Here is a 22,666-nt window from a genome sequence, read left to right as displayed (position 1 = left end):
TCCCGCTCACCAGGTGACCGGGAGTTCGTGGACGCCGTAGACGACGGCGTCCGTCTTGAAGGGCAGGTCCTCTGCCGGTACGGCGAGCCGTAGGGCGGGGATGCGGCGGAACAGCGTGTCGAAGACGATCTGCAGCTCCACCCGGGCCAGGTTCTGGCCGAGGCACTGGTGCGGGCCGAATCCGAAGGCGAGGTGGTGGCGGGCGCCGCGCTCGACGTCCAGGTTGCCCGGCTTCGTGAAAACCGCCGGGTCCCAGCTGGCCGACAGGCCGGAGACGATGATGCCCTCGCCGGCCTTGATGCTCACCCCGCCGATCCGCACGTCTTCGGTGGCCAGCCGGGAGGTGACGGTGTCGGCGATGGTGAAGTAGCGCAGCAGTTCCTCCACGGCCATGGCGGTCTTGTCCGGATCGGCGGTGATCAGGGCCAGTTGCTCCGGATGGGTGAGCAGCGCGACCACGCCGAGCGAGATCATGTTCGCGGTGGTCTCGTGTCCGGCGGTCAGCAGCAGGAAGGCCAGGCTCACCAGGCCCGTGTGATCGACGGCGCCGTCTTCCCGGCGTTGCCGGGCGATCTGCCGGCTGAGCAGGTCGTCGCCGGGTTCGGACTCTTTGCGGGTGACCAGGTCGTCGAGGTAGGCGCGCAGTTCGATGAAGGCGCGATTGCGGTCCGCGGTCGAGGTCCGGCTCACCATCATGGTGGTGCGGCTTTGGAAGAACTCGTGGTCGGTGTACGGCACGCCGAGCAGTTCGCAGATCACCAGGGAGGGCACCGGCAGGGACAGCGCCTGCACCAGGTCCACCGGCCCCTGGCCGGCGGCGAGCATGTCGTCGATGAAATGGTCGACGATGTCCTGGATCCGCGGGCGCAGCGCGGCCAGGCGCTTCACGGTGAACTCGCTGATCACCGGGCGGCGGGCCGCGGAGTGCTCGGCGCCGTCCATACTGAGCATCACCGGCGGCTGGCTGCGCTGCAGTCGCAGGGTCGCCGCATCGAGGTTGAACAGGGGGAAGCCGTCCTTGCGTTTGTCGGAGGAGAAGCGGGGGTCGGCGAGGACGGCGCGGGCTTCCTCGTGCCCGGACACCCACCACGCCTGGCCGCCGCTGGTCAGGCGTACCTTGCTGATCGGCGCCTGCTCGCGCAGCCGTTCGTAGGCGGTGGGCGGGGCGAACGGGCAGCCACGTGAGACCGGCAGCTCGAGGCCGGCGCGTTCGTCGGCAACGCTGTTCGTCATGAAGAACCTCCCAGTATGAGATCTGGCTCGTCGTTGGTGTTCATCGCAGGGTGAGCGGGGTCTCGGCGGCGATGCGGGTCAGTTTGTGTGGGTTGCGGACGTAGTACAGGCCGGTGATGCGGGCGTGCTCGACACGCGCCGCGATGACGCCGTCGATCTCGCCGTCCATGCGCAGGAGGAGCGCGGGGTTGCCGTTGACCACGGTGGGCTCGCTGGTGAGCGCGATCTGGGCCTTGCCGAGGCCGTTGACGATCATGTGGGCCACCTTGCCGGCGCCGGTGATCGGCCGCGGCACCGCCTGCTTGACGCCGCCGCCGTCGCTCACCAGGACGACCTGCGGGGCGAGCACGTCGAGCAGGCCCTGAAGGTCCCTGCTTTCCAACGCGCGCCGGAACGACTCCAGCACCGCCCGGACTTGGCTCGGGGAGACCGCCTCACGCGGCTTCCGGGCGTCGACGTGCCGGCGGGCGCGGTGCGCGATCTGCCGGACGGCCGCCGAACTCTTGCCCACGGCGGCAGCGATCTCCTCGTGACTGATACCGAAGACTTCGCGCAGCACGAAGACGGCACGTTCGGTGGGCGAGAGCGTCTCGAGTACGAGCATGAGCGCCATCGACACGCTCTCGGCGAGCTCGACGTCCTCGGCCACGTCCGGCGCGGTGAGCAGCGGCTCAGGCAGCCATGGGCCGACGTAGTCCTCCTTGAGGCGCCGCATGGTGCGCAGCCGGTCGAGCGCGCGCCGGGTGGTCACCCGCACCAGGTAGGCGCGCTGGTCGCGCACCTGCCTTCTGTCGACCTTCATCCACCGCAACCAGGTTTCCTGCAGGGCGTCCTCGGCGTCGGCGGCCGAGCCGAGCATTTCGTAGGCGACGGTGAACAGCAGATTGCGGTGGGCGAGGAACACCTCGGTCGCCTCGGCGGCGCCGTCCATCGGCTCGGCCGGGCCCGTCGTCGCGCTCCCGTGCTCGTCCATTCCTGCCTCCTGCCTGGTCCCCGCGACTCTTGCTCTATGCACAAGGCGCCGGTGCCTGCCGCTGTGTGACACCTGTGATCGGTGACACACGTCACAGGGCCGCACCGTCACAAAGCCCGGGGCGCCGACGCCGCATGGTCATCAGGACACCACGCGACCGCCGCCACAGAAGGAACGGAAAAGACATCATGAGCAAGGTCTGGTTCGTCACGCGGCCTGGGCCGCGATTTCGTCGAGGCCGCCCCTGTCGCGCGGCGACCAGGTGACCGCGACCGCGCGGAACACCGCAAGCCTTGACGAGTTGGCCGCCGCCTACGGCCAGGCGGTGCCGGCGCTGGAGCTGGGCGTGACCGACAAGGCCCTCCCCTGCGGATGCTCTTCGGCCACGGCTTCTACCCGATGCTCCAGCAGGTGTACGCCGACTGGCAGGACCTTTCGGCACAGGCGCGCGGCGACCTCGATCAAGGAAATCGGCGACCCAGCGGCAACAAGCCCGAAAGGAGCACCACATGAAGCACCGGATCGTCGTTCTCGGCGCCGGCTATGCCGGGGCCTACGCGGCTGGAATCCTGGCCCGCCGGCTGTCCCCGTCCGATACCGAGATCACCGTGGTCAATGCCGTGCCGGACTTCGTCCAGCGGATGCGGCTACCCCAGCTGGTGGCCGGTCAGGAGGTCGAGGCTCCGAAGCTCGCCGACATTTTCGCGGGCACGGGGATCCGGCTGCGCCTGGCCCGTGTCACCGCCATCGACCCCGAACGCCAGGTCATCACCATGTCCGACGGCGCCGGCGGACTCGGCTACGACACGCTCGTCCACGCGCTCGGCAGCCACGGCGACGTCGGGGGTGCCCCCGGCGTGGCCGAGCACGCTTTCGACGTCGCCGCCCGGCCCTCCGCGCTACGCCTGCGCGAGCGCCTGGCCAGCCTGGACAGGTGGGGCGAAGGCGGGAATGTGGTGGTCGTCGGTGACGGGCTGACCGGCATCGAGACCGCCACCGAGATCGCCGAATCCCGGCCCGGCCTGTCGGTGGCGCTCATCGCCCGCAGGCAGCTGGGCGCCCGGCTTTCGGCCGGAGCCCGCGGCCACCTGCGCCGGGCCTGCGACCGGCTGGGCGTCACCGTCCTGGAGCACACCAGCGTCCAAGCCGTCGAAGCGACGCGGGTGCTGTGCGCCGACGGAACCACCCTGGCGTCCGACGCGACCGCGTGGACGGCCGGGTTCGCGCTCGACCCCATCGCCGCCGCCGCCGGGCTAGAGGTCACCGGGAACGGCCAGATCATCGTCGATCGCACCATGCGGTCGGTCTCACACCCGAACGTGTACGCCATCGGCGACAGTGCCCACGCCATCGGCGACAACGGCCGGCCGATGCCGATGTCCTGCGCCTCCGCCGGCTACACCAGCCGGCAGGCGATCGAGGCGATCGTGGGACGCCTGACGGGCCGCACGATCCCCCACACGAAACTGATCTACACCTACAACCAGATCAGCCTCGGCAGAAGGGACGGGATCCGGCAGACGGTCGACGACCAAGGACAGGCCAAGCCGGCGTACGAGGGCGGCCGCAACGCCGCACGCGTCAAGGCGGGCATCCTCACGATGGCGCTGTGGGCCACCTCGCACCCGACCTTCGGCATGCCCAAGCGCAAGCACCGCCTGACCCCCGCACCGGACACGACCACCGAGAGAACGCCCGCGTAGCCGCCCGCGAACGCGCCGGCGACGGCTGCCGGCCTGGCACCTCGAACAGTTCCAGGCCGGCTGTCCCCGCAGTGGCCTCGCGTTCGTCGCCTGAGTATCGGCCCGAGCGAAAGCAGCCCGCATGAACGGGTTCTGTGATCGGGCGGGCCCCCGGCCTCCCGCGAGAGGAGGCGGTCCCGGCCAGCAAAAGATCTTGAGTCGCCCCACGCAATAGGGAAAGGAACGCACATGAAGGGTAAGACCGCTCTCATCGCCGGCGCCCTGTCGCTCAGCTTCCTGGGATTGGCAGGCTACGGGCCCGCCGCCCAGGCCACCGCAGCTCCCGTGGCAGCGCCCGGCGACGAAGTCTCCTACGAGGTCGTCGGGGGAGTGGCCGTGCGATCAGCCGCGTGTGCCAACAACCGCCTGTGCCTGTTCGAGCACGACGACTTCCGAGGACGGACCTATATCCAGATCAGGATGCCCGCGCCCGGTAGATGCGGGACCCTGCCGAACAGGTACAACAACTGGGCGAGCTCTCACAAGAACACATACAACCGGAAGATCCGCTTCTACGACCGCCGTAGCTGCGCCGGAGCCTCCGGATACGCCGCACGAGCCGAGAGCCAGGACAAGGACCTCACCAACAACGGCTTCGACAACAAGACCACCTCGCTGAAGCGCTGACATGACCTGCGCAGAGGCGGCGTCCACCCGGCGCAGGCGATGATCGGTCCGCTCCGGCGATGGAGCATCGCCCTGGCATCGGCGCTTCTCGCCGGAGCGGTCCCGGCCTGCGCGGCGGCACCACCCGCGACCCTGCCGCCCCCGTCGCACGCGGCCGCCGTCCCGGAACCCGGTGAACAGGCCCGGCGGCTCACCCTCCCCTTCGACGCCTACGACTTCAGCCCGGCCGAGAACATGACCCTGGAGGTGGCCGAGGACCTGCTGGTCGGTGACTGCCTGCGCGCACGCGGCATGCGCTGGCAGGCGCTCGACACCCCCGCCGACAGCCAGAGCGAACCACCACACCGCCGCCGCTACGGCATCATCGAGCACGCGATCGCCGATGCGTTCGGGTACCACACCCCACCAGACCACCCGGCCGTGGCCGCCCGCAAGCAGAACGATCTCGCACGAACGACACAGGTACCACCGGACGTGCGCGCGGCCGCGGAGCGATGCCTCGGCCAAGCGCGCGACCACCTGTCAGCCGGAACGCCGAAGGCCGACGCCGGCTTCTTCAACAAGACCATCTTCGCCTCCTTCGACGCCTCCCAGCACGACGAGAAGGTCAAGCGGGCCTTCCGCTCCTGGAGCGCGTGCATGGAGAGCGAAGGCTTCCGCTACCCCGATCCGCTCACCGCGATCACCGACCCGCGCTGGGAGACCAGCCACCCCACCCCCCAGGAAATCCGCACCGCCCAGGCCGACCTCAGATGCAAGGGCAAGACCGACCTCGTGTCCATCTGGACGGCTGCCGAGACCCGCATCCAGAACGACGCCATCCGCGGCCACCCGAAGAAATTCCAGCAGCTACGGGCCGTCAAGATCCGGCAGCTTGAGATCGCCCGCCGAGTCATCGCCCGCAACTGACCCCGGACCGGTCAACCGCGCGAAGAACTGAAAACACGTCGAACGAGCCGCCGCCACTCAACGCCGCCACCGGCTACGGGCCAGAGCCGATCACTGGACGGACCCTCGGCTCGGACAACATCATCCCCGCCTGTCATGTTCGCGCAGGTCAGGGGCGATATGAGCCCACAAGGTGAAGCATCGGACAGGGCCGTGATCACGTCCCGGGCGGTGTGATCAGTCCATGTTCCTGAGCGAGGATCGCCGCCTGCACACGATTGGCCAGCCCGAGCCGTCCGAGGAGACGGTTGACGCGTCCTTTCACGCCGGTCTGCGTCAGGTTCAGTGCTTGGGCGATCTCGGCGTTGGAGAGCCCGCGGGCCAGCAGGTTCAGGACGTCGAGTTCGCGTGCGGTGAGGGCGGCGAGCGCCTCGGGCGCGGCCTTGGGGGTGGGAGGTGGGGTCGCGGTGAAGGTGGCGATGAGGCGGCGGGTGACGGTGGGTGCCAGCATCGCCTCGCCTGCGGCGACCACGCGGACGGCTTCGGCGAGCTGGTCGGGGGTGGCGTTCTTGAGCATGAAGCCGCCGGCTCCGGCTCGTAGCGCGTCGTGGACGTACTCGTCGAGGTCGAAGGTGGTCAGGATGAGCACGCGGGGGCAGGGCTCGGGGTGTGGCCACTCGGTGAGGATGCGGCGGGTGGCGTCGACGCCGGTGAGGCCGGGCATGCGTACGTCCATGAGGATGACGTCGGGGCGCAGGTCGAGGGCGGCGGCGATCGCTTGTTCGCCGTCGCGGGCCTCGCCGACGACGGCGAAGTCGGGGCGGCGGGCGAGGGTGGCCTTGAGGATGGCGCGGATGAGTTCCTGGTCGTCGGCGATCAGCAGCCGGATCGGGGTCATGTGTCCTGCCAGGTGAGGACGGCTTCGACCCGCCAGCCGCCCTCGGGCGTCCAGTCTGCGCTGAAGGCGCCTTCGAAGAGGGCGGTGCGTTCGCGCATGCCGATCAGGCCGAGCCCGGAGCCCGGCGGGGCTGGTGGGCGGGCGGTCTGAGGCGGGCCGTTGGTGACGGTGACGGTCAGGTTTCCCGGTGCCTGGCGCAGGGTGAGGTCGACGGTGGTGGCTCCGGCGTGCTTGAGGACGTTGGTGAGCGCCTCCTGGATGATGCGATAGGCGGTGATCTGGACGGCGGCGGGGATGTCGAGGTGGCCGGGCATGGTGATCTCCACGTGGCAGCCGGCGGTCCTGGCGGGGGCGGCGAGCCGGTCGAGATGTGCCAGGGAGGGTTGCGGGCCGTCGTGGTCGTCGGTGAGCAGGCCGACCATTCTGCGCATCTCGGTCAGGGCGGTGTCGGCGGAGGTTCCGATCACGGCCAGGCCCGGTTCGCCGGGCAGGGTCTCGGCGGTGGAGCGGGCCTGCATGGCGATGACGCTGACGTGGTGGGCGATCAGGTCGTGCAGGTCGCGGGCGATGCGGGCGCGTTCGGCCGCGAGGGCGCGCCTGGTGCTGCGCTCCTGCTCGGCGCGCAGCCGTACCGCGTAGAGGTGGGTACGGCGGTGCGCGAACCCCAGCGACCACGCCCCCGCGCAGACCGTGAGCAGCAGCAGAAGGGCCGTGACACTCCAGCCGGGGTCGGTGGACGGTGGCATGCCCAGCCAGGGCCGGATGAGGTCGGGCACGAGGAGGGTGGCGGCCACGAGGGGAATCGCCGCCGCGCTGAGCGGCGGGCGGGCGTGGCGGGCGACGGCGTATCCGGCGAAGGCCACGAACAGTCCGCCGGTGTGATCGTCCGGTGGGGCGGTCATGCCCTGGATCAGGGAGAAGGCGCTCACCAGCGCCAAGGCGACCCATGGGTGGGTGCGCCGCCAGATCAGCGGCGTCACCTGGGCCACGATCAGCGCGGGCCGCAGCAGGCCCTGGTCGGTGCTGTGGTCGGCCCAGATCAGCACGTCGAAGACGATCAACGTGCACACGAGCAGCAGGTCGGCCGCTCGCGGGTGCCTGGTCAGCCACCGCCGGAGCGCTGGTAGTGGGGTCGTCATGGGAGGCACCAGCCTAGACGAGCGCCGACTTAGGTGGCGTGTCCAAAGATACGCGGCCGTGTCCGCCTCCTCCTGTGGCCTGCCCTCAGGATCGCCCTCACGGCTGAATTCCCACGTCAGATCCACTTCTAGGGTCGAAAGGCATGCCAAACAGACGTGAGAAAGGGCCGACCCCATGAAGAAGACGTTGACCGCGATCCTGGCCGCAGCGGCGACCGTGACGTTGGCCGCACAGGCCGCGAGCGCGCAGGCGAGCGCGCCCGGCGACCGTAAGGCCGTCGTGCAGCGCAACCTGGACGAGCTGACCGCGCTCAGCCAGGCGGGGGCGGTCGTGCGCGTGGTCCAGGACGGGCGGACGTGGAGCGCGCGTTCGGGTACCGCGGTGTGGGGCAGGAAGACGCCGGTGCCGCTGAACGGGCACTTCCGGATCGGCAGCGTGACCAAGATGATCGTGGCCACGGCGGCGCTGCGGCTCGCCGGCGAGGGCAAGGTCCAGCTTGACGGCACGGTGGACACCTACCTGCCCGGCGTGCTCAAGGACGGCGGCAAGATCACCGTGCGGATGCTGCTGCGCCACACCAGCGGCCTGAACTCCGACGCCAGCAACACCAAGTACCTGACCGACGGCGCGCTGAAGCACCGCTACACCCACGTCGAGGTCGAGGAACTGGTCAAGCTCTCCGACGACTCGCCCCGGGACTTCCCGCCCGGCACCCGGCACTCCTACTCCAACGCCAACTACTACCTGCTCGGCATGATCATCGAGAAGGCGAGCGGCAAGCCCTGGGCCGAGGAGGCGACCAGGGGCCTCGGCCTGCGAGCCACCTTCTACCCCGGCGACAAGACGAAGCTGCCCCGCCCGCACGCCCGCGGCTACGAGTGGGTCGACGGCAAGCCCCTGGACATCACCCGGCTCAACACCACCACCGCCCACGCGGCGGGCGGGATGGTGTCCACGACCGCCGACCTGGACAGGTTCATCGAGCGCCTGCTGTCCGGCAAGGTGCTCAAGCCGGCACAGCTGCGCGAGATGCTCGACGTCACGGCCCCGCCGCCCGGTGACCAAGGCGACGGTGAACCCGGCCTGGGAATCTTCCGCTCCACCACTCCGTGCGGCAAACGCGTCTACGGGCACAGTGGCGGCATCTCCGGCTACGCCACCTATGTCGCCTCCACGCTGGACGGGCGCCACCGGGCCGTGCTCAGCCTGACGACGGCCAGCCCGAAGCTCGCCGATCCGGCACAGCTCACCAAAGTGATCAACTCGCTGTTCTGCGGCTGACCCGCCTTCGCGAAAGACAGGAACATCCTTGATTTCCGCCCTCATGGCGATCACCACGGCTCTGTCCGTGCTGTCGCCGTCCTCCTCCGCGCAGAGCGCGCCTGCCTGGTGTCCCACCGTCGCCGGCCACCGCGTGGAATGCGGCACCGAGTCGCGCCCCCTGGTGGCGGGCAAGCCGGCGCTGGGGACCATCGACGTCGCCTACGCCCTGATCCGCCGCAAGGACGAGTCGAAACCCGCCAGGAACACCATCGTCGTCAACCCGGGCGGCCCCGGCGGCGGTGCCATCGAGTCCACGAAGGGTTACACCAAGCTGACCAGATCGCTGGCCGCCGACCACGACCTGCTGCTGATCGACCCGCGCGGCACGGGCCAGTCCGGCAAGCTGACCTGCGGCCTGACCGGCCTCGCCCTGCTCACCCGGCCCGAGCTGCGCCGCGCCGCCGCCCGCTGCGCCGCCACTCTGGGCCCCCGCGCCGAGGGCTACACCTCGGCCGCGACCGCCGACGACATCGACGCGGTACGGCGCCGCCTCGGCCTCGACCAGATCGTCCTGTACGGCGTCTCCTACGGCACCTACCTGATGTCGATCTACGCCGAACGTCACCCGGAAACCGTGCGCTCCGTCTTGTTCTCCGGCGCCTACCCGGTCGGCTTCGACCCCCTGGGCGGGCCCAGCGCCAGGGCGGTCTCCCTCACCCTGCGGCGCATCTGCGAGCGCGCCGCCGCGTGTGACGGCGACGCCGTCGTCGCCGACCTGCGGACCGTCAACGCCCGGCTGCGTGCCGAGCCCCGCCCGATGACCGTCACCGTGGACGGCAACCCGCGCGCCCTCACGCTCACCGAGTCCATGCTGGCCCTCGTGCTCACGTTCCCGGCCAGCGACGCCGTGGGCAGCACACCGGGCAAGGCGTCGCTGCTCGGCCGCATGCCGGCCCGTCTCCACCACGCGGCCCGGGGCGACTTCCGCCCGCTGGTCAAGGAGATCGGCGGCGTGTTCAAGGAACTCGCCGCCGACCAGGACGACCAGGCGCTGAGCACCAGTGTGGTCTGCAACGACTACGCCAGGCCGTGGTCGGTGCACGCACCCCTGCGCGAGCGGTGGCGGCAGTTCCACCGCTCCGTGGAAAGCGCCCGCCCCGCCGAGTTCGGCACGTTCAGTCCGCGCGCCTTCGCCACCAGTCCGCTCGACGGCGGTGACCTGTGCATCGCCTGGCCTGCGAAGGGTACGGCCCGGCCGTACACGCTGACCGGGAAACTCCCCGACGTGCCCACGCTCGTGATCTCCGGCGACCTCGACAGCAACACCTCCGATGAGAACGGCCGGCGCAACGCGGCGCAGTTCCCGCGCGCCCGATTCCTGCCGGTGCCCAACACCGGGCACATACCTGAGCTCGACGCCACCGGCTGCGCGAAAGCGATCGTGACCGGCTTCATCCGCCACGAACGCCTCGGCGACACCTCCTGCCTGCGGCGCATCCCACCGATCAAGGTCAAGCTCGTCCGGTAACCTTCCGCCGGATTCGGCCGTGATGCGGGTGGTGCTCTTGTCGTGAACGCCGGCACGGTGGCCGGCCTGATCTCAGCGAAGGCGGCGGATCTCGTCGGCCAGGCCGTCCTGACCGGCCACCACGGTGAGGGCACGCCCGGTTCCTTGGTCTGAACTCCGGTCGGCGAGTACAACGGAGAACGCCTGGACGAGTGCGGTCTCACCGGCCCGTTCCGGTGCCTTCCCAAGCCGTCCCGAAGGGAATGGGCCGATGGGCCGCGGAAGGATCAGGCGTGTAGGTCCCCGGGTGGGCGAGGTCCCGCCGCGGCCATCGCGGGACAGGCCTTCGTCGTGTCGGGCCCGGCCGTCGGCGGAGACTTTGACGTTCTCTTTGGTCTGTGACTCCGGAGAGTTATCCTGCCTGGATGGCGGGATGGTCCTCGAGGTATGACCTGCCCCAGGTGTCGAGCAGGCCGACGATGGTCTCCAGGCTCCGGCCCGTGTCCGTGAGTGAGTATTCGACCCGGGGTGGCACCTCGCGGTAGACCATGCGGGAGATGATCCCGTCCTCCTCCAGTTCCCGGAGTTGCCGGGTGAGCATGCGCGGGGTGATGCCGGGCATCTCCCGCTGGAGTTCGCCGAAGCGATGCGTGCGCTGGAGCAACTTGTAGACGATCGCCAGCTTCCAACGGCCGCCGAGGATCTCCATGGCCACCTCGACCATGCAGTTGGCAGGCTTGTCGTGCAACCCCTTCCGCACCTGTGACCTCTATTCCTATACAAATCGGCACTATGACACATCAAAGACAGTACTTGTAGAATACGCAGTATTATCCGCAGGCTGGTGCCCATGCACCAAGACGTTCACCTACCTTCGACGCCACGCAAGTGGGCGGTCCTCGCCGTCATGTGCGCGAGCCTGTTCCTGGTCGGCATCGACGTGACCGTGCTGCATGTCGCCCTGCCCAGCCTGTCCAGAGATCTGAAGCCTGGCGCGAGCGCGATGTTGTGGATCGTCGACAGCTACTCGCTCACCCTCGCGGCACTGCTGGTGACCTCCGGCACCCTGGGAGACCGGCTCGGCCGCAGGCGCATGGTACTGGCCGGGTTCGCCGTGTTCGGCGTGATTTCGGCCGCGGCAGCGATGTCCGCCACGACCGCCCAGCTCATCGGGGCAAGGGTCCTGCTCGGCGTGGGAGCGGCGATGATCATGGCATCTACCGTGGCGATCATCAGGTCGGTCTTCCCCGACGCCCGTGAGCGGACGATCGCGCTAGGAGCGTGGACGGCGGCGCACAGCGCGGGCGCGATGCTCGGCCCCGTCCTCGGCGGACTGCTCCTCGAACACTTCTGGTGGGGCTCGGTCTTCCTGGTCAACCTGCCCATCGTGGCCCTCGTGCTGATCATCGGTGCCCGGCTCATCCCCGAGTCCAAGGATCCCGCGCCGCGCCGCTGGAGACCGGCGGACGCGGCGCTGTCGGTCGCCGCTCTCGCTCTCATGGTCTACGGGCTGAAGCACCTGGCCGAGGATCCGTCGCTGGTGCCGGCGGTCGCCGGGTCGGCCGGAGTGGCGCTGGCGGTGCTGTTCGTGCTGCGCCAGCGGCGTGCCGCGGAACCGCTGCTGGATCTGTCTCTGTTCGCCGACCGCCGGGTAAGCGTCGCGACGGTGAGTGTGCTGGTCTGCTTCGGCGCCAACACGGCGCTGCTGTTCCTTCTCACCCAACGGTTCCAGCTCGTGGACGGGCTCGGTCCCTTTCAGGCCGGCTTGTCGCTCGTGCCGCTGGCCGCCGCCAACGCGGTGGGCGCGGCCGCGGCACCGTGGCCGGCGGCACGCTGGGGACGCCGCTCCAGCGTGGCGGCTGCGCTGGCCGCCCTCGGCGCGGCGCTGGCCGTTCTCCCCCTGGCCTTGGGCGGGCCTGCCGTACCCCTTGTGCTGGTCGTCGCGGGAGCGGCGGCCGGCGTGGTGATGACGCTCGGCGCGGACCTGGTGATGTCGGCGGCCAGCGAAGAGCGTGCGGGACAGGCGGCCGCCATCCAGGAGACCTCGTTCGAGCTGGGTGCGGGGCTGGGGATCGCGATCCTGGGCACGGTCGTGTCGGTCGTCTACCGTGCCGCGCTGCCAGGCCCGCCTTCCGAGGCGAGCCCATCGCTCGGCTCAGCCGTCGACAGCGCGGCGATACTCCCTCCCGCCCAGGCGGCCGACCTCCTCCACCTGGCACACGGCGCGTTCCACACCGGCCTGAGCGCTGCTCTGACCGCCGCCGCGGTCGTCCTGTGGCTGACCGCCGCGACGGCGATGGTGCTGCTGCGCGACGCACCTGTCCACGATCGCTCATGAGCCGGACCACCTGCGCCGTCGGCGCACCCGCCCCGGCCAGGCGGGGATGCGCTCCTCGATGAAAGGTCAGGAACGGGTGCTCAGGTAATGCAGGGAGAGCCGGGCGATGTCGTCGGTGCCATGCCCGGCGTCGACGACGGCCTGGGCCACAGGGCGCACGGCCCCGAGCGGACCGGGATCCATGCCGCGGTCCTGCGCGGCATGGATGATGTGATCCATCGTGGTGACGTTCGAGGCGATGCTGGACACGTCGGCGGAGAACTCGCCGTGGCCGATCTTGCCCGCCATGTTGGTCACGGATTCGGGCAGCAGGCCGATGATTCCCTGGGCGAAGGGCGCGAAGTCCGCGGCCTTGATGCCTTCGGCCTCGGCCATGGCGAAGGCGTGGGCGAGGCCGGACATCGAGGTCCAGAAGATGTTGAGCAGCGCCAGGTCGTAGCCTGCGGCGCGGCCGGGGTCGGCGCCGAGGTGGGTGTGCGTGCCGCCGAGCGCGGACAGCGTCCCTGCGTGAGCCTGGTACGGCTGCTCGCCGCCGCTGTACAGCACGACGGCAGAAGGGGTCCCGATGGTGAAGGTGGGCGACATGATCGCTCCGTCGACGTAGTCGATGCCGTGCTCGGCGGCCCAGACGGCGGCGGCGCGGGAGCGGGCGGGCGTGTCGGCCGTGAGGTTGATCAGCGTGCGGCCCTTCAGCGAGTCGGAGATCGGCAGCAGGATCGCGTCGGAGGCGTCGTAGTCGAGCACGCAGACGATCACCAGCGGGCTGGCGGCAGCCGCCTCGGCGGGCGAGGCGGCCAGGACGGCACCGCCGGCGACGAGCGCGTCCGCCTTGCCCGCGGTCCGGTTCCAGACCGTCGTGGGATGGCCGGCGTTCACGAAGGCGGCCGCGAGGGCCGCGCCCATCGGGCCAAGGCCGATGACGGTAACGGGGGTCTTGTGTGCGGTCATGTCGGTGCCTTTCGTCGTTCGGTGCCTTCACCGTGCCCGGCAGGGCTGTCGGCCGGCTGTCGCCGCGCTGTCGGCCGGTAAGCTGCGGGAATGCGTTTCGGGGTGCTCGGCCCGCTCGAGGTGCGGACGAAGGACGACCGGCTCCTTCAGATACCCGAGGCGAAGGTCCGCGCGCTCCTGGCGGATCTGCTCGTCCATCGCGGCCGTCCCGTCTCGGCCGACCGGCTCATCGACGACCTGTGGAGCGAAAGGCTTCCCGCCGATCCCGCCGGTACGCTGCAGCTGAAGGTGTCGCGCCTGCGACGGGCTCTCGGTGACGCCGAGTCCGTCGTCCTCGGACCCTCCGGATACCTGCTGCGGGCCGAGACCGGCGCGGTGGACGCCGACCGGTTCGAGACGCGGGTGGCGCGTGCCCGCGGACTCGCGGGCGCCGGCGAACGGGCCAGGGAACTGGGCGACGCGCTGGGGCTCTGGCGGGGGGCGGCGTTCGCCGGATTCGACGACGAGGAGTTCGCCCTTCCGGAGATCCGGCGGCTGGGCGAGCTGCGGCTGGTCGCGCTGGAGGAACTGGCGCGGGCGCGGCTTGAGCTGGGCGAGCACGAGCTTGTCGCGGGTGAGCTGGCCGAGGTGGTCGCGGCCCATCCGCTGCGTGAACGGCTTCGCGCGATCCACATCCGCGCGCTGTACGGCGCCGGCAGGCAGAGCGAAGCGCTGGCCGGCTACGGCGACGCGCGTGACCGGCTCCGCGCCGAACTGGGCATCGACCCCGGCCCGGAACTCAAAGCCGTGCACACGGCCGTGCTCCGGCAGGATCCCTCGTTGCAGGCGACACGGAGCGATCCCGCCGCACGCGGGAACCTCCCGGCCCGGCTCACCGAACTGATCGGCCGGGAAGGAGCGGTCACCCAGATCGGCGCGCTGATGAGCACCGGGCGCATGGTCACGCTCACCGGACCAGGCGGAGTGGGCAAGACCCGCCTGGCGATCGAGGCTGCAGGCTCGCGAACCGAGCGCTTCCCGGACGGGACCTGGCTGGTCGAACTGGCCGGGTTGCCGCCGGGGTCCGGCCAGGAGGCCGTCGCCGACGAGGTGGGGAGAGTCCTCGGCATACGGCAGGACGGAGCGCGAGGGAGCTTCGCCGGAGCGGAGCCGGGCGCCGACTGGCTGGCGGCCGCGCTGAGCGGCCGGCGGATGTTGCTCGTACTGGACAACTGCGAGCACGTGGTGGAGGCCGCAGCCGGCGTCGCCGCGGGAGTCTTGCGGGCGGCGCCTGACGTGCACGTGCTGGCGACGAGCCAGGAGCGGCTCGCGACCGCCGGTGAACTGCTGTGGACCGTGCCGCCACTCGACGGCGACGCGGCGGTGCGGTTGTTCGCCGAACGCGCGGCGGCGGCCGAGCCGCGGTTCGCGGTGACGGCGGCGAACCGGGCATGGGTGGAGTCGATCTGCCGCCGGCTGGACGGGATACCTCTCGCGCTGGAACTGGCCGCCACCCGGGTCCGTTCGGTGGACGTGGCGGAGCTCGCCGGACGCCTCGACGACCGGTTCCGTCTCCTTTCCACGGGCAGGCGGGACGCCCCCGCGCGGCAGCGGACGCTCCGTTCGATGATCGAGTGGAGCTGGGAGCCTCTGAACGACGCCGAACGGCAGGTGTTGCGGCGGCTGGCCGTACACACCGACGGTTGCACGCTTCACGCGGCCGAGGAGCTGTGCGCCGCGGACGGCGTGCACTCCGCCGACGTCCTGGATCTGCTGGGACGTCTGGTGGACAGGTCACTGGTCGTGCACCAGAGCGGGCGCTACCGGCTGCTCGAGTCGGTCGCGGCCTACTGCGTGGAGCGGATGAGCCGGATCGGCGAGCTGGAGCCGATGCGTGACAGGCACCTCGCCCACTACCTCGATCTCGCGGAACGCGCCGACCTTCGAGGCCACGACCAGGGGACCTGGCTGGAAAGGCTGGACGTCGAGTCGGGCAATCTGCGCGCGGCCCTCCAGTACGCGGGCGGCTCGGCGAGCGGGCTCCGGCTGGTGAACGCCCTGGCCTGGTACTGGTTCCTTCGCGGACGACTCGGCGAGGCGAGGCGTTCACTGACACTCGCGCTCTCCCACCGGCAGGAGGAGGACCAGGCCGCGATCGAGGCGACCGCGTGGCTGACCGGCTTCGAGATGTTGCTCGGCGACGACGCCGACCCGGTGGAGCGTTCCCGCGAGGTGCTGGAACGGTTTGATCGTCACGGTGTGCGCGCCGTACGGGCGAAGTGGTTCATGGCCTTCGCGCAGTTCGGCCACGGGGACCAGGACGTCCGCGAGCGACGACTGCGGGAGGGACTGGCGGAATCGCGCGCGGAAGGCGACCGCTGGGGCATGGCGGCGGCGCTGGTTACCCTGGCCTCGCCCGCGCTGCTCCGCAGCGACATCGCGGCCGCGCGGAGCGCCGGGACGCGGAGCCTGGCGCTGTTCGAGGAGGTCGGGGATCGGTGGGGGCAGTTGCGAAGCACCGCGGTGCTGGGCGACCTGGCCGAGATCGCCGGCGACTACACGGAGGCCGCGCGGCTACGGCGGGGCGGGCTGCGAGACGCCGAGGAACTGGGGCTGTGGCCGGAGGTCTCCTTCCGGCTGGCGACCCTGGGCCGGCTGGCACTGCTGGCCGGGGATCTCGACGAGGCGAACGAGTTGCACGAACGGGCGCGGAGAATCGCGGCTGAGCGGTCCAGCCGGCACGAGGAGCAGTTCGCCGAGATGGGCTTGGCCCTCGCGGCGCGGCGGCAGGGCCGGCTCGACGACGCAGAACGGTATCTGCGCCGCTGGCTCGAGTGGAACCGCAGCAGGGAGGGCGAGCCGGGCACAGCGCTGATCCTGGCCGAGCTCGGGTTCGTGGCGGAACTGCGCGGCGCGCCCGAGGCCGCACTCGCCCTGCACCGCGAAGGAGAGGACTCCGCCCGAGCCACGGGCGATCCCAGGTCGATCGCACTCGCCCTGGAAGGCCTCGCCGGCGCCCATGCCCTGGCCGGATCCCACGAACAAGCCGCCGCCCTGCTCGGGACGGCCGCCTCGCTCCGCGAGTCGGTCGACACCCCCTTGCCCCCGGCCGAGCGGGGCGACGTCGACCGCATCACCACCACGGCGCGTGCGGCCCTGGGAGATCAGGCATTCGAAGCGGCCCTGAACACCGGCAGGGATCAGAGCGCCGCGCTGATCCAGAGCGTCGCCCGCCGTACCAGCCGTGGCCTTGCCAGAAGGGGTGGACGTGACCGTTCATGAACGCGGGTCACTCCCCACGTGCGCGGTGATCCGCCACATCGCACCAGGGTCGAAGGCTCCGAAGAGGACTGAATCGTCCCGGGTTCGGTGGAGACTTTGGTAGGCCCCGTGTTGTCGTAGAGGTTCTACCCACAGCTATCCGGACCGTGCTCGACCGTCGCGATGCTCACGCTCCTCGGCGCTGACCGTCTCTACCAAGCGGCCGGCTACGACGGCTTGATCTGACGGTTGACGGCCCGATCTGGTTGCTGCCACTCTCCCCGCATGGGCTTGGGGGGACGCGTTCGCTACCAGACCTCCTTTACGGACTCGGCCCGCTGGGATGGGTTCGTGTTCCGTCCCGGCGACATCGTGATCAGCACCCCGGCGAAGTGCGGCACGACCTGGCTGCAGATGGTCTGCGCCCTGGAGATCTTCAAGAGCGCGACATTCGACCGGCCGCTCGACCAGATCTCGCCGTGGCTGGACGTCCTGCTGCGCCCGCTCACCGGAGTGCTGGCCGACCTCGAGGCACAGGCGCACCGGCGGATCATCAAGACCCATACGCCCCTCGACGGATTGCCCTTCGACGACCGGGTCACCTACCTCTGCGCAAGCCGGGACCCCCGGGATGTGGCCGTGTCCTTGGACAACCATGCCGGCAACACCGACCGGGCCGTGTCCCTCGCGTTGCGGGAGGAAACCGTGGGCGCCGTGGCCCTTGAAGAGTTGCTGGCCGCCGCTCCGTCCCTGCCAGGCGGGACCGCGCGCGAGCGCTTCTGGTCCTGGGTCAATCCGGTCGCGCCAGGGAAGGCCGTGTCCGACCTGGAGATCATGCTTCACCATCTAGACACGTTCTGGCAGGTCCGCGACCAGCCGAACATCGTGCTGCTGCGCTACGAGGACCTCCTTGATGACCTCGAAGGGCAGATGCGCTGCATAGCGGCCCGGCTCGGGATCGCCATCACCGAGACAGCCTGGCCGGACCTGGTCCAGGCCGCCACGTTCGCGGTCATGAAGGGCCGGGCCGTCGAGCTCGCGCCCGAAGCCAGCCACGACGGCTTTTATCACGACCGCAGCCAGTTCTTCCACAGCGGATCAACAGGCCAGTGGCGGCAGGTCCTCAGCGAGGAGGAGCTTCCCCGGTACGCCGCCCGAGTCGCCGAATGCGCGCCCGCGGACCTTGCCGCCTGGATCCATCGGCCCGCGCTGCCCGCGGCAGGCAACCTCTAGGGCGCGGTGCGTGAGTGAAGCCGCACTGGAGCTGACAGTGGAACTGCCGGCGGTCCGGCGTCAGCGCCACCAGGAGGTGGCCACCTGGCACACCATCCACGACGCCGCCGAACGCCGGTCACCGAGCTCCACACCAAGACCGCCGAGCAACTCGGCAGCGACGAAGCCCCGGTCCGGCCGGCTGGCCTGTACGCGCGCTGGAGCGACTGGCCCAGGACACCCCGGCCCTGCGGCAGACCATCGTGGACGTCATCTGTGCCTACCTCCGCATGCCGTACACCGATCCCGGCCGCGGAAGCGCCCGAGAGGGAACCCGGGGCACCGCGAGCGGCGATCGGCGGCGTCGCCAAGCCCGCGCCCCGCCTACCTCGCGCACCCTGAACACGCCTTCACCGGAATCGGGCCGGCACCTACGAACTGCGGCGCCAACGCGAACAGGTCGGCCAGGCGCGGCCTTACCCAGCCGCGCCCACGTCCGACGCGGAGGGAGCCGGGCCGGCCGGGATCGAGCGGGCGGCGTCGATGCTCGGCGATAAGACTCGACAAAATAAAAATACGAAGATATGGTCACGTGCGTGCCGAGAGTTGCTGATCATGCGGAGCGTCGTCGTCAGGTGGTGGAGGCCACGCCGCGGCACGGGCCGATCTCGCGGCGGCCATCACACAGGCGCAGGCCGACGGAGAAATCCCGGAGGGCAGCGATCCGGGCGAGGGGGCGGCGTTGCCGTGGGCCTTGGTCGACGGGCTCGCGGTGCGCGCATGCGTTGATTTCGGCGGACTCCCGCCGGTCTCGGCCGGGCGTCTGGTCGACCGGCACCTGGACCGCCTGTTCATCTGAGGCGTTTGCCCATGACCTTTTTCTGGACCATCGTCCAGAAAAAGGAGGCATCTATGGAAGGCGTGGGCCGTGGAACACGCTCCATCACACCCACATCGGAGAGGAAACCATGATCGAGATCAAGGCCAGTGCCCCGTCGCTTCCTGCGGTGTGCGCATGACGAGCACTCGCGCGGCGGAGCTGCGCCTGGCCGCACGCCCCGACGCCGAGCTGCGCGAGGACCACTTCGAACTCGCCCGCACCGAGATCGGCCCGCCGGGCGACGGCCAGTTCTTGGTCCGTAACGACTGGATGATGCTGTCGGTCGTCATGCGTGACCTGATGGAGGCAGAGCCTCACCCCGATCTGCCGATGTCCGCCTTCGAGGTAGGCCGCCCGCCGTGGGCGCCCACCGTCGGCACCGTCGTCGCCTCTCGCAGTTCACGCTTTTCCGTGGGCGATCTGGTCCAGCATGTGTACGGCTTTCGCGACCACGTCCTGAGCGGGGAGGGCGACGAGGCGTTCACCAGGCTGGAGCCCGGCCTGCTGCCCAGCCCCGAATATCACCTCACCCAGGGCACCACCGCCTGGCGCGGCATGGTGACGCTGGCCGCGGTAGGTCCCGGTGACACCGTTTTCGTGTCGGGAGCGACCACGAGTGTGGGCTCGGTGGCCGGGCAGATCGCCCGCTGCCGCGGCGCCAAACGGGTGATCGGCAGCACCGGCAGCAAAGAGAAGATCGACTACCTGGTCAGGGAACTGGGCTTCGACGCGGCCTTCGACTACCACGAGGCCCCCATCGCCGCCCAACTGGCGGAACTGGCGCCGGACGGCATCGACGTCTTGTTCGACAACGTCGCCGGCGAGCAGTTCGAGGCCGCGCTGTCGCTGGCCGCGCCGAACGCCCGCTTCGTACTGTGCGGCTCGCTGTCGGGCCGCAATCCCACCCTCGACCTGGACCCCGCCGTCCTCCGAGACGTCACCATCCGTGGGTTCACCACGCCCTACGAAGACGATCCCGCCTGGCTGGAGCACTACAGCACGTGGGTGCGCGAGGGCCGCTTCGTCTTCCCGCACACCGTCGTCGAGGGCGGCCTGGCCGCGGTGCCCGGCGCGCTCGTCGCCCAGATGAACGGCAGGCACCGGGGAACAACGCTGGTCCGACTGTGAAGCCGAGCGGCGACGACAACCCCGTGGTCTCTCAGGGACCACGGGGTTGGGAGGTGCGGACAGCCGTTGGCGGCAGCGGCGCCGAGCTACGCGAGCCCTCGGTGACCGGGCGGGCGATGACGCCGTCGGGATCGCTGGCCAGCGCATGCCGGGCGGTGGCGAGGAACCCTACGTGTCACGAGAGTGCTGACACGGGGATGCACGACCTGCTGCGCCTGTATGCCGGCGAACAGGCCCACCGAACTCTTGAGCCGGACGAGTTGCGGCAGGCGGTTGGCCACCTGCTGGAGCACTACCTGAATGGGGCGTGTGACGCCGACACCGCGCTGAACGCCTTGACCGGGCAGGCCACCAGGCCCGAGTTCGCCGACCGGGGCAGCGGCCCTGGCCTGGTTCGACGCCGAGCGTCCAAGCCTCGTGGCCGCCGTCGGAGCCGGCCGGCAGACCGGCCGCTACCAGCTGGCCGCTGACCTGGCCACCTACCTCGGCGACTACCTCGCGATCTCCTCAAGCCGGTTCCAGCTGTAGGGGAGGACCCGCGTCGCCGGGTCTGGTGGGGTGGTCAGCGGAACAGGCCGGCGTTCTCGATGGCCCGGTCGTCGTAGGTGCGCGGCAGGCGTGCGACGATGTCGCGGACGGCGGGCTGCAGGTGGTGGGTCCATTGGGTCGGTTCGGCCAGTTCTGCGCCGTATTCCTCGAGGGCGTAGAGGGTCTTCCAGGCTTCGAAGCGTATGGAACTCGGCCGGTTCCGACAGCCGTCCAGCCCCGCACCGGTACTCGCCATCACGGGCGAACCTGAATGCCCCGACCACCGTGGTGCCTTCGCCGGGCACGCTGCTGAGCGAGAGCGTCCCGCCGATCTCCGCGAAGGCCGCCCGCATCCTGGCGATCCCGCGCCCCGCTTGCCGTTCCACGGACAGAACGTTGTGGGTGCCGAGAATTCGGCCACCCACCTTGACCTGGGAGCGCTCAAGTGATGATCATTCTCGCTTGGGCGCTGACCTCAGTCGGCGACTGTGACCGGCTCGGCCGGTGCGCCGGTCACGGGGACGTGTCTCAGCTGGACAATGATGAAGATCGCCGCAACGACGAGGATGGCGACGCTGGCCCCGGCGAAGACCGTCACGCCGTCGGCGAAGGCGGCCCGAGCCGCCGAGAGCAGCTCCCGGCCGGGCCCACGCGGCAGATCGCCCGCCACGGCCACAGCGGTGGCGACGTTCTCCAACGCCGCCTCCGGTACCCCGACCGGCCCATCGGCCGCGAGCCGGGCGGCGTAAACGGCGGCGCCGAGACTTCCCATGACGGCCACGCCCAACGAGCCTCCGGCCTCGTTGGCCACCTGCGCCATCGAGGAGGACGAGCCCGCCTTCTCCGGTGGAGCGGCACTGACCACCAGGTTGGTGCCCAGCGACAGCAGCGGCCCCTCGAACAGCCCCATCAGCGCGAACCCGGTGATGAGGATCCACGGGCCGGAGCCGGCCTCCAGCCGGGTGAACCACGCGAACACCAGCGCCACGCCGAGCACCCCGAACCCGATCAGGTAGGCAGGCCTGATCCGCCGGGCGAGCAAAGGAGCGACGGTCGTGCTGACGGTGGCCGCCGCCATGCCCGGCAGCAGGCAGAACGCCACGGTCAACGGCGTCATGCCCGACACCGATTGCAGGAACTGGGTGATGAACAGCATGCTCGACGCTCCGATGAGGCCATAGAGCAGCAGGCCGACCAGCATGATGCCAAAGGAGCGGTTGCGGAAAAGGCTCACGTCCAGGATCGGCTGGTCCAGACGGCGCTGCCGCCGAACGAACCCCACCCCGAGGGCGATCCCCGCCAGGCCCGCGACCACGGGTACGGGCTGCCAGCCGTACCGTGCGATCTCCTTGAGCGCGTAGATGAACGCCAGCATCGCCACGAGCGACATCAGCACGCTGAGCAGGTCCAGCGGGCTGGCGTCGGGATCCTTGGACTCCGGGACCAGGATCGGGCAGAGCACCACCAAAAGTGCCATCACCGGCACCCCAACGAGGAAGACCGACCCCCACCAGAAATGGGCGAGCATGAGGCCTCCCACGACAGGGCCGAGAATCGCGCCGAGGGTGAACCCGCCCGCCCAGATCCCGACCGCGACACCCATCTGCTGCGGGTCTCTGAACATCGAGCTGATCAGCGCGAGCGTCGAGGGCGCCAGGGTGGCGCCCGCGATGCCCAGTGCGGCACGCGCGATGATGAGCATCTCCGGGCCCGTGGCGAAGGCCGATACGACCGAGGCCACCGCGAAGCAGACCGCCCCGATGACCAGCAGCTTCCGCCGTCCGATCCGGTCACCCAGCGAGCCCATGGTGACGAGGAACCCGCCGACCATGAATCCGTAGACATCCAGGATCCACAACTGCTGGACCGCCGACGGGCGCATGTCGGCCGACAGACCTGGCAAGGCCAGCAACAGCACGAACATATCGAAGGTGATCATCAAGGTGGCGAGGGACAGGACGGCCAGCCCGCCCCATTCCCGCAGTCCGGCTCTGGTGGACACGGTCGTGACTCCTCTCGGATGGATGAGGGTTCACTCAGGCCGACGAGCGAGAATTCGGAAATCGACAGGTGTCGATTTCGGCTGGGCCGTACGTCGACATAGATGAGGACATGGTTGAG

Annotated in this window: 17 protein-coding genes and 1 pseudogene; 10 read left to right on the top strand and 8 right to left on the bottom strand. The window is 70.1% G+C overall.

Annotation, left to right across the window (positions count from 1 at the left end; genetic code table 11):
* Window positions 1-6: 6 nt before the first annotated feature.
* Both ACIBI5_RS37845 and ACIBI5_RS37840 read right to left on the bottom strand, forming a co-directional pair.
* Window positions 7-1,233, bottom strand: coding sequence for a cytochrome P450 (locus ACIBI5_RS37845; RefSeq protein ID WP_397253976.1), 1,227 nt, complete (start codon window positions 1,231-1,233; stop codon window positions 7-9).
* Between the two features lie 40 nt (window positions 1,234-1,273).
* On the bottom strand, window positions 1,274-2,206 hold the full coding sequence (locus ACIBI5_RS37840) for an RNA polymerase sigma-70 factor (protein WP_397253975.1): 933 nt from the start codon (window positions 2,204-2,206) through the stop codon (window positions 1,274-1,276).
* Window positions 2,207-2,715: 509 nt separating this feature from the next.
* Between ACIBI5_RS37840 and ACIBI5_RS37835 the strand changes: the two genes are divergently transcribed.
* The 3 genes from ACIBI5_RS37835 to ACIBI5_RS37825 all read left to right on the top strand — a co-directional run bounded on the left by ACIBI5_RS37835 (window position 2,716) and on the right by ACIBI5_RS37825 (window position 5,484).
* Window positions 2,716-3,909 carry an NAD(P)/FAD-dependent oxidoreductase gene (locus tag ACIBI5_RS37835; RefSeq protein WP_397253973.1) on the top strand — a complete coding sequence of 398 codons (1,194 nt, stop codon included), beginning with the start codon at window positions 2,716-2,718 and terminating at the stop codon, window positions 3,907-3,909.
* Between the two features lie 228 nt (window positions 3,910-4,137).
* The gene (locus ACIBI5_RS37830; protein ID WP_397253971.1) at window positions 4,138-4,575 is read left to right on the top strand and encodes a peptidase inhibitor family I36 protein; all 438 of its coding nucleotides are present in this window, start codon (window positions 4,138-4,140) and stop codon (window positions 4,573-4,575) included.
* Window positions 4,576-4,614: 39 nt separating this feature from the next.
* Window positions 4,615-5,484, top strand: coding sequence for a hypothetical protein (locus tag ACIBI5_RS37825; protein WP_397253970.1), 870 nt, complete (start codon window positions 4,615-4,617; stop codon window positions 5,482-5,484).
* A 196-nt stretch (window positions 5,485-5,680) separates the two neighbouring features.
* Here the strand turns inward: ACIBI5_RS37825 and ACIBI5_RS37820 are convergent, their stop codons facing one another.
* Together ACIBI5_RS37820 and ACIBI5_RS37815 are read right to left on the bottom strand one after the other, a co-directional pair.
* Window positions 5,681-6,361 (bottom strand): response regulator, encoded by a 681-nt coding sequence (locus ACIBI5_RS37820; protein WP_397253968.1) that lies wholly within the window; start codon window positions 6,359-6,361, stop codon window positions 5,681-5,683.
* Entirely contained in the window at window positions 6,358-7,500 is a 1,143-nt protein-coding gene (locus ACIBI5_RS37815; protein ID WP_397253967.1) for a sensor histidine kinase, read from the bottom strand. Before ACIBI5_RS37815 ends, ACIBI5_RS37820 begins: the two co-directional genes overlap by 4 nt.
* A gap of 175 nt (window positions 7,501-7,675) precedes the next feature.
* Here ACIBI5_RS37815 and ACIBI5_RS37810 point away from each other — a divergent pair, with 175 nt between their 5' ends.
* Both ACIBI5_RS37810 and ACIBI5_RS37805 read left to right on the top strand, forming a co-directional pair.
* A complete protein-coding gene (locus ACIBI5_RS37810; protein WP_397253965.1) occupies window positions 7,676-8,782 on the top strand; it encodes a serine hydrolase domain-containing protein in 1,107 nt (368 codons plus the stop codon).
* A gap of 28 nt (window positions 8,783-8,810) precedes the next feature.
* Window positions 8,811-10,292: an alpha/beta fold hydrolase gene (locus ACIBI5_RS37805; protein ID WP_397253964.1), complete on the top strand. Its 1,482-nt coding sequence runs from the start codon at window positions 8,811-8,813 to the stop codon at window positions 10,290-10,292.
* A gap of 391 nt (window positions 10,293-10,683) precedes the next feature.
* On the opposite strand, the gene ACIBI5_RS37800 is transcribed toward ACIBI5_RS37805, so the two are convergent.
* Window positions 10,684-11,031 carry a winged helix-turn-helix transcriptional regulator gene (locus ACIBI5_RS37800; protein WP_397253962.1) on the bottom strand — a complete coding sequence of 116 codons (348 nt, stop codon included), beginning with the start codon at window positions 11,029-11,031 and terminating at the stop codon, window positions 10,684-10,686.
* 90 nt (window positions 11,032-11,121) lie between these two features.
* Between ACIBI5_RS37800 and ACIBI5_RS37795 the strand changes: the two genes are divergently transcribed.
* The gene (locus tag ACIBI5_RS37795; protein ID WP_397253960.1) at window positions 11,122-12,609 is read left to right on the top strand and encodes an MFS transporter; all 1,488 of its coding nucleotides are present in this window, start codon (window positions 11,122-11,124) and stop codon (window positions 12,607-12,609) included.
* A 66-nt stretch (window positions 12,610-12,675) separates the two neighbouring features.
* Here ACIBI5_RS37795 and ACIBI5_RS37790 read toward each other — a convergent pair whose 3' ends face one another.
* On the bottom strand, window positions 12,676-13,557 hold the full coding sequence (locus tag ACIBI5_RS37790; RefSeq protein WP_397253959.1) for an NAD(P)-dependent oxidoreductase: 882 nt from the start codon (window positions 13,555-13,557) through the stop codon (window positions 12,676-12,678).
* Between the two features lie 90 nt (window positions 13,558-13,647).
* On the opposite strand from ACIBI5_RS37790, the gene ACIBI5_RS37785 reads away from it, so the two are divergent.
* From ACIBI5_RS37785 to ACIBI5_RS37770, 4 genes and pseudogenes are all read left to right on the top strand, one after another.
* Entirely contained in the window at window positions 13,648-16,818 is a 3,171-nt protein-coding gene (locus ACIBI5_RS37785; RefSeq protein WP_397253957.1) for a BTAD domain-containing putative transcriptional regulator, read from the top strand.
* A gap of 330 nt (window positions 16,819-17,148) precedes the next feature.
* Window positions 17,149-18,030, top strand: a complete 882-nt coding sequence (locus ACIBI5_RS37780) for a sulfotransferase domain-containing protein (RefSeq protein WP_397253955.1) — start codon at window positions 17,149-17,151, stop codon at window positions 18,028-18,030.
* A gap of 637 nt (window positions 18,031-18,667) precedes the next feature.
* A pseudogene (locus ACIBI5_RS37775) lies at window positions 18,668-18,868 on the top strand (TetR family transcriptional regulator C-terminal domain-containing protein); the annotation flags it as partial.
* 156 nt (window positions 18,869-19,024) lie between these two features.
* Window positions 19,025-20,017 carry a zinc-binding dehydrogenase gene (locus tag ACIBI5_RS37770; protein ID WP_397253954.1) on the top strand — a complete coding sequence of 331 codons (993 nt, stop codon included), beginning with the start codon at window positions 19,025-19,027 and terminating at the stop codon, window positions 20,015-20,017.
* A 562-nt stretch (window positions 20,018-20,579) separates the two neighbouring features.
* On the opposite strand, the gene ACIBI5_RS37765 is transcribed toward ACIBI5_RS37770, so the two are convergent.
* The gene (locus ACIBI5_RS37765; RefSeq protein ID WP_397253952.1) at window positions 20,580-20,804 is read right to left on the bottom strand and encodes a hypothetical protein; all 225 of its coding nucleotides are present in this window, start codon (window positions 20,802-20,804) and stop codon (window positions 20,580-20,582) included.
* A 216-nt stretch (window positions 20,805-21,020) separates the two neighbouring features.
* Window positions 21,021-22,547 carry an MFS transporter gene (locus ACIBI5_RS37760; RefSeq protein ID WP_397253950.1) on the bottom strand — a complete coding sequence of 509 codons (1,527 nt, stop codon included), beginning with the start codon at window positions 22,545-22,547 and terminating at the stop codon, window positions 21,021-21,023.
* Window positions 22,548-22,666: the final 119 nt, after the last annotated feature.

The sequence above is a fragment of the Nonomuraea sp. NPDC050540 genome (genome assembly GCF_044457485.1).
In the GTDB taxonomy this organism is placed as follows: domain Bacteria; phylum Actinomycetota; class Actinomycetes; order Streptosporangiales; family Streptosporangiaceae; genus Nonomuraea.
The sequence above is the reverse complement of the archived record's forward strand: the minus strand, read 5'-3'. Positions and strand labels throughout refer to the sequence as shown.

Bases quoted from the DNA above. Each gene is read 5' to 3' on its own strand.
- ACIBI5_RS37845 (WP_397253976.1), bottom strand. From the start codon at position 1,233: ATGACGAACAGCGTTGCCGACGAACGCGCCGGCCTCGAGCTGCCGGTC.
- ACIBI5_RS37840 (WP_397253975.1), bottom strand. From the start codon at position 2,206: ATGGACGAGCACGGGAGCGCGACGACGGGCCCGGCCGAGCCGATGGAC.
- ACIBI5_RS37835 (WP_397253973.1), top strand. From the start codon at position 2,716: ATGAAGCACCGGATCGTCGTTCTCGGCGCCGGCTATGCCGGGGCCTAC.
- ACIBI5_RS37830 (WP_397253971.1), top strand. From the start codon at position 4,138: ATGAAGGGTAAGACCGCTCTCATCGCCGGCGCCCTGTCGCTCAGCTTC.
- ACIBI5_RS37825 (WP_397253970.1), top strand. From the start codon at position 4,615: ATGATCGGTCCGCTCCGGCGATGGAGCATCGCCCTGGCATCGGCGCTT.
- ACIBI5_RS37820 (WP_397253968.1), bottom strand. From the start codon at position 6,361: ATGACCCCGATCCGGCTGCTGATCGCCGACGACCAGGAACTCATCCGC.
- ACIBI5_RS37815 (WP_397253967.1), bottom strand. From the start codon at position 7,500: ATGACGACCCCACTACCAGCGCTCCGGCGGTGGCTGACCAGGCACCCG.
- ACIBI5_RS37810 (WP_397253965.1), top strand. From the start codon at position 7,676: ATGAAGAAGACGTTGACCGCGATCCTGGCCGCAGCGGCGACCGTGACG.
- ACIBI5_RS37795 (WP_397253960.1), top strand. From the start codon at position 11,122: ATGCACCAAGACGTTCACCTACCTTCGACGCCACGCAAGTGGGCGGTC.
- ACIBI5_RS37790 (WP_397253959.1), bottom strand. From the start codon at position 13,557: ATGACCGCACACAAGACCCCCGTTACCGTCATCGGCCTTGGCCCGATG.
- ACIBI5_RS37785 (WP_397253957.1), top strand. From the start codon at position 13,648: ATGCGTTTCGGGGTGCTCGGCCCGCTCGAGGTGCGGACGAAGGACGAC.
- ACIBI5_RS37770 (WP_397253954.1), top strand. From the start codon at position 19,025: ATGACGAGCACTCGCGCGGCGGAGCTGCGCCTGGCCGCACGCCCCGAC.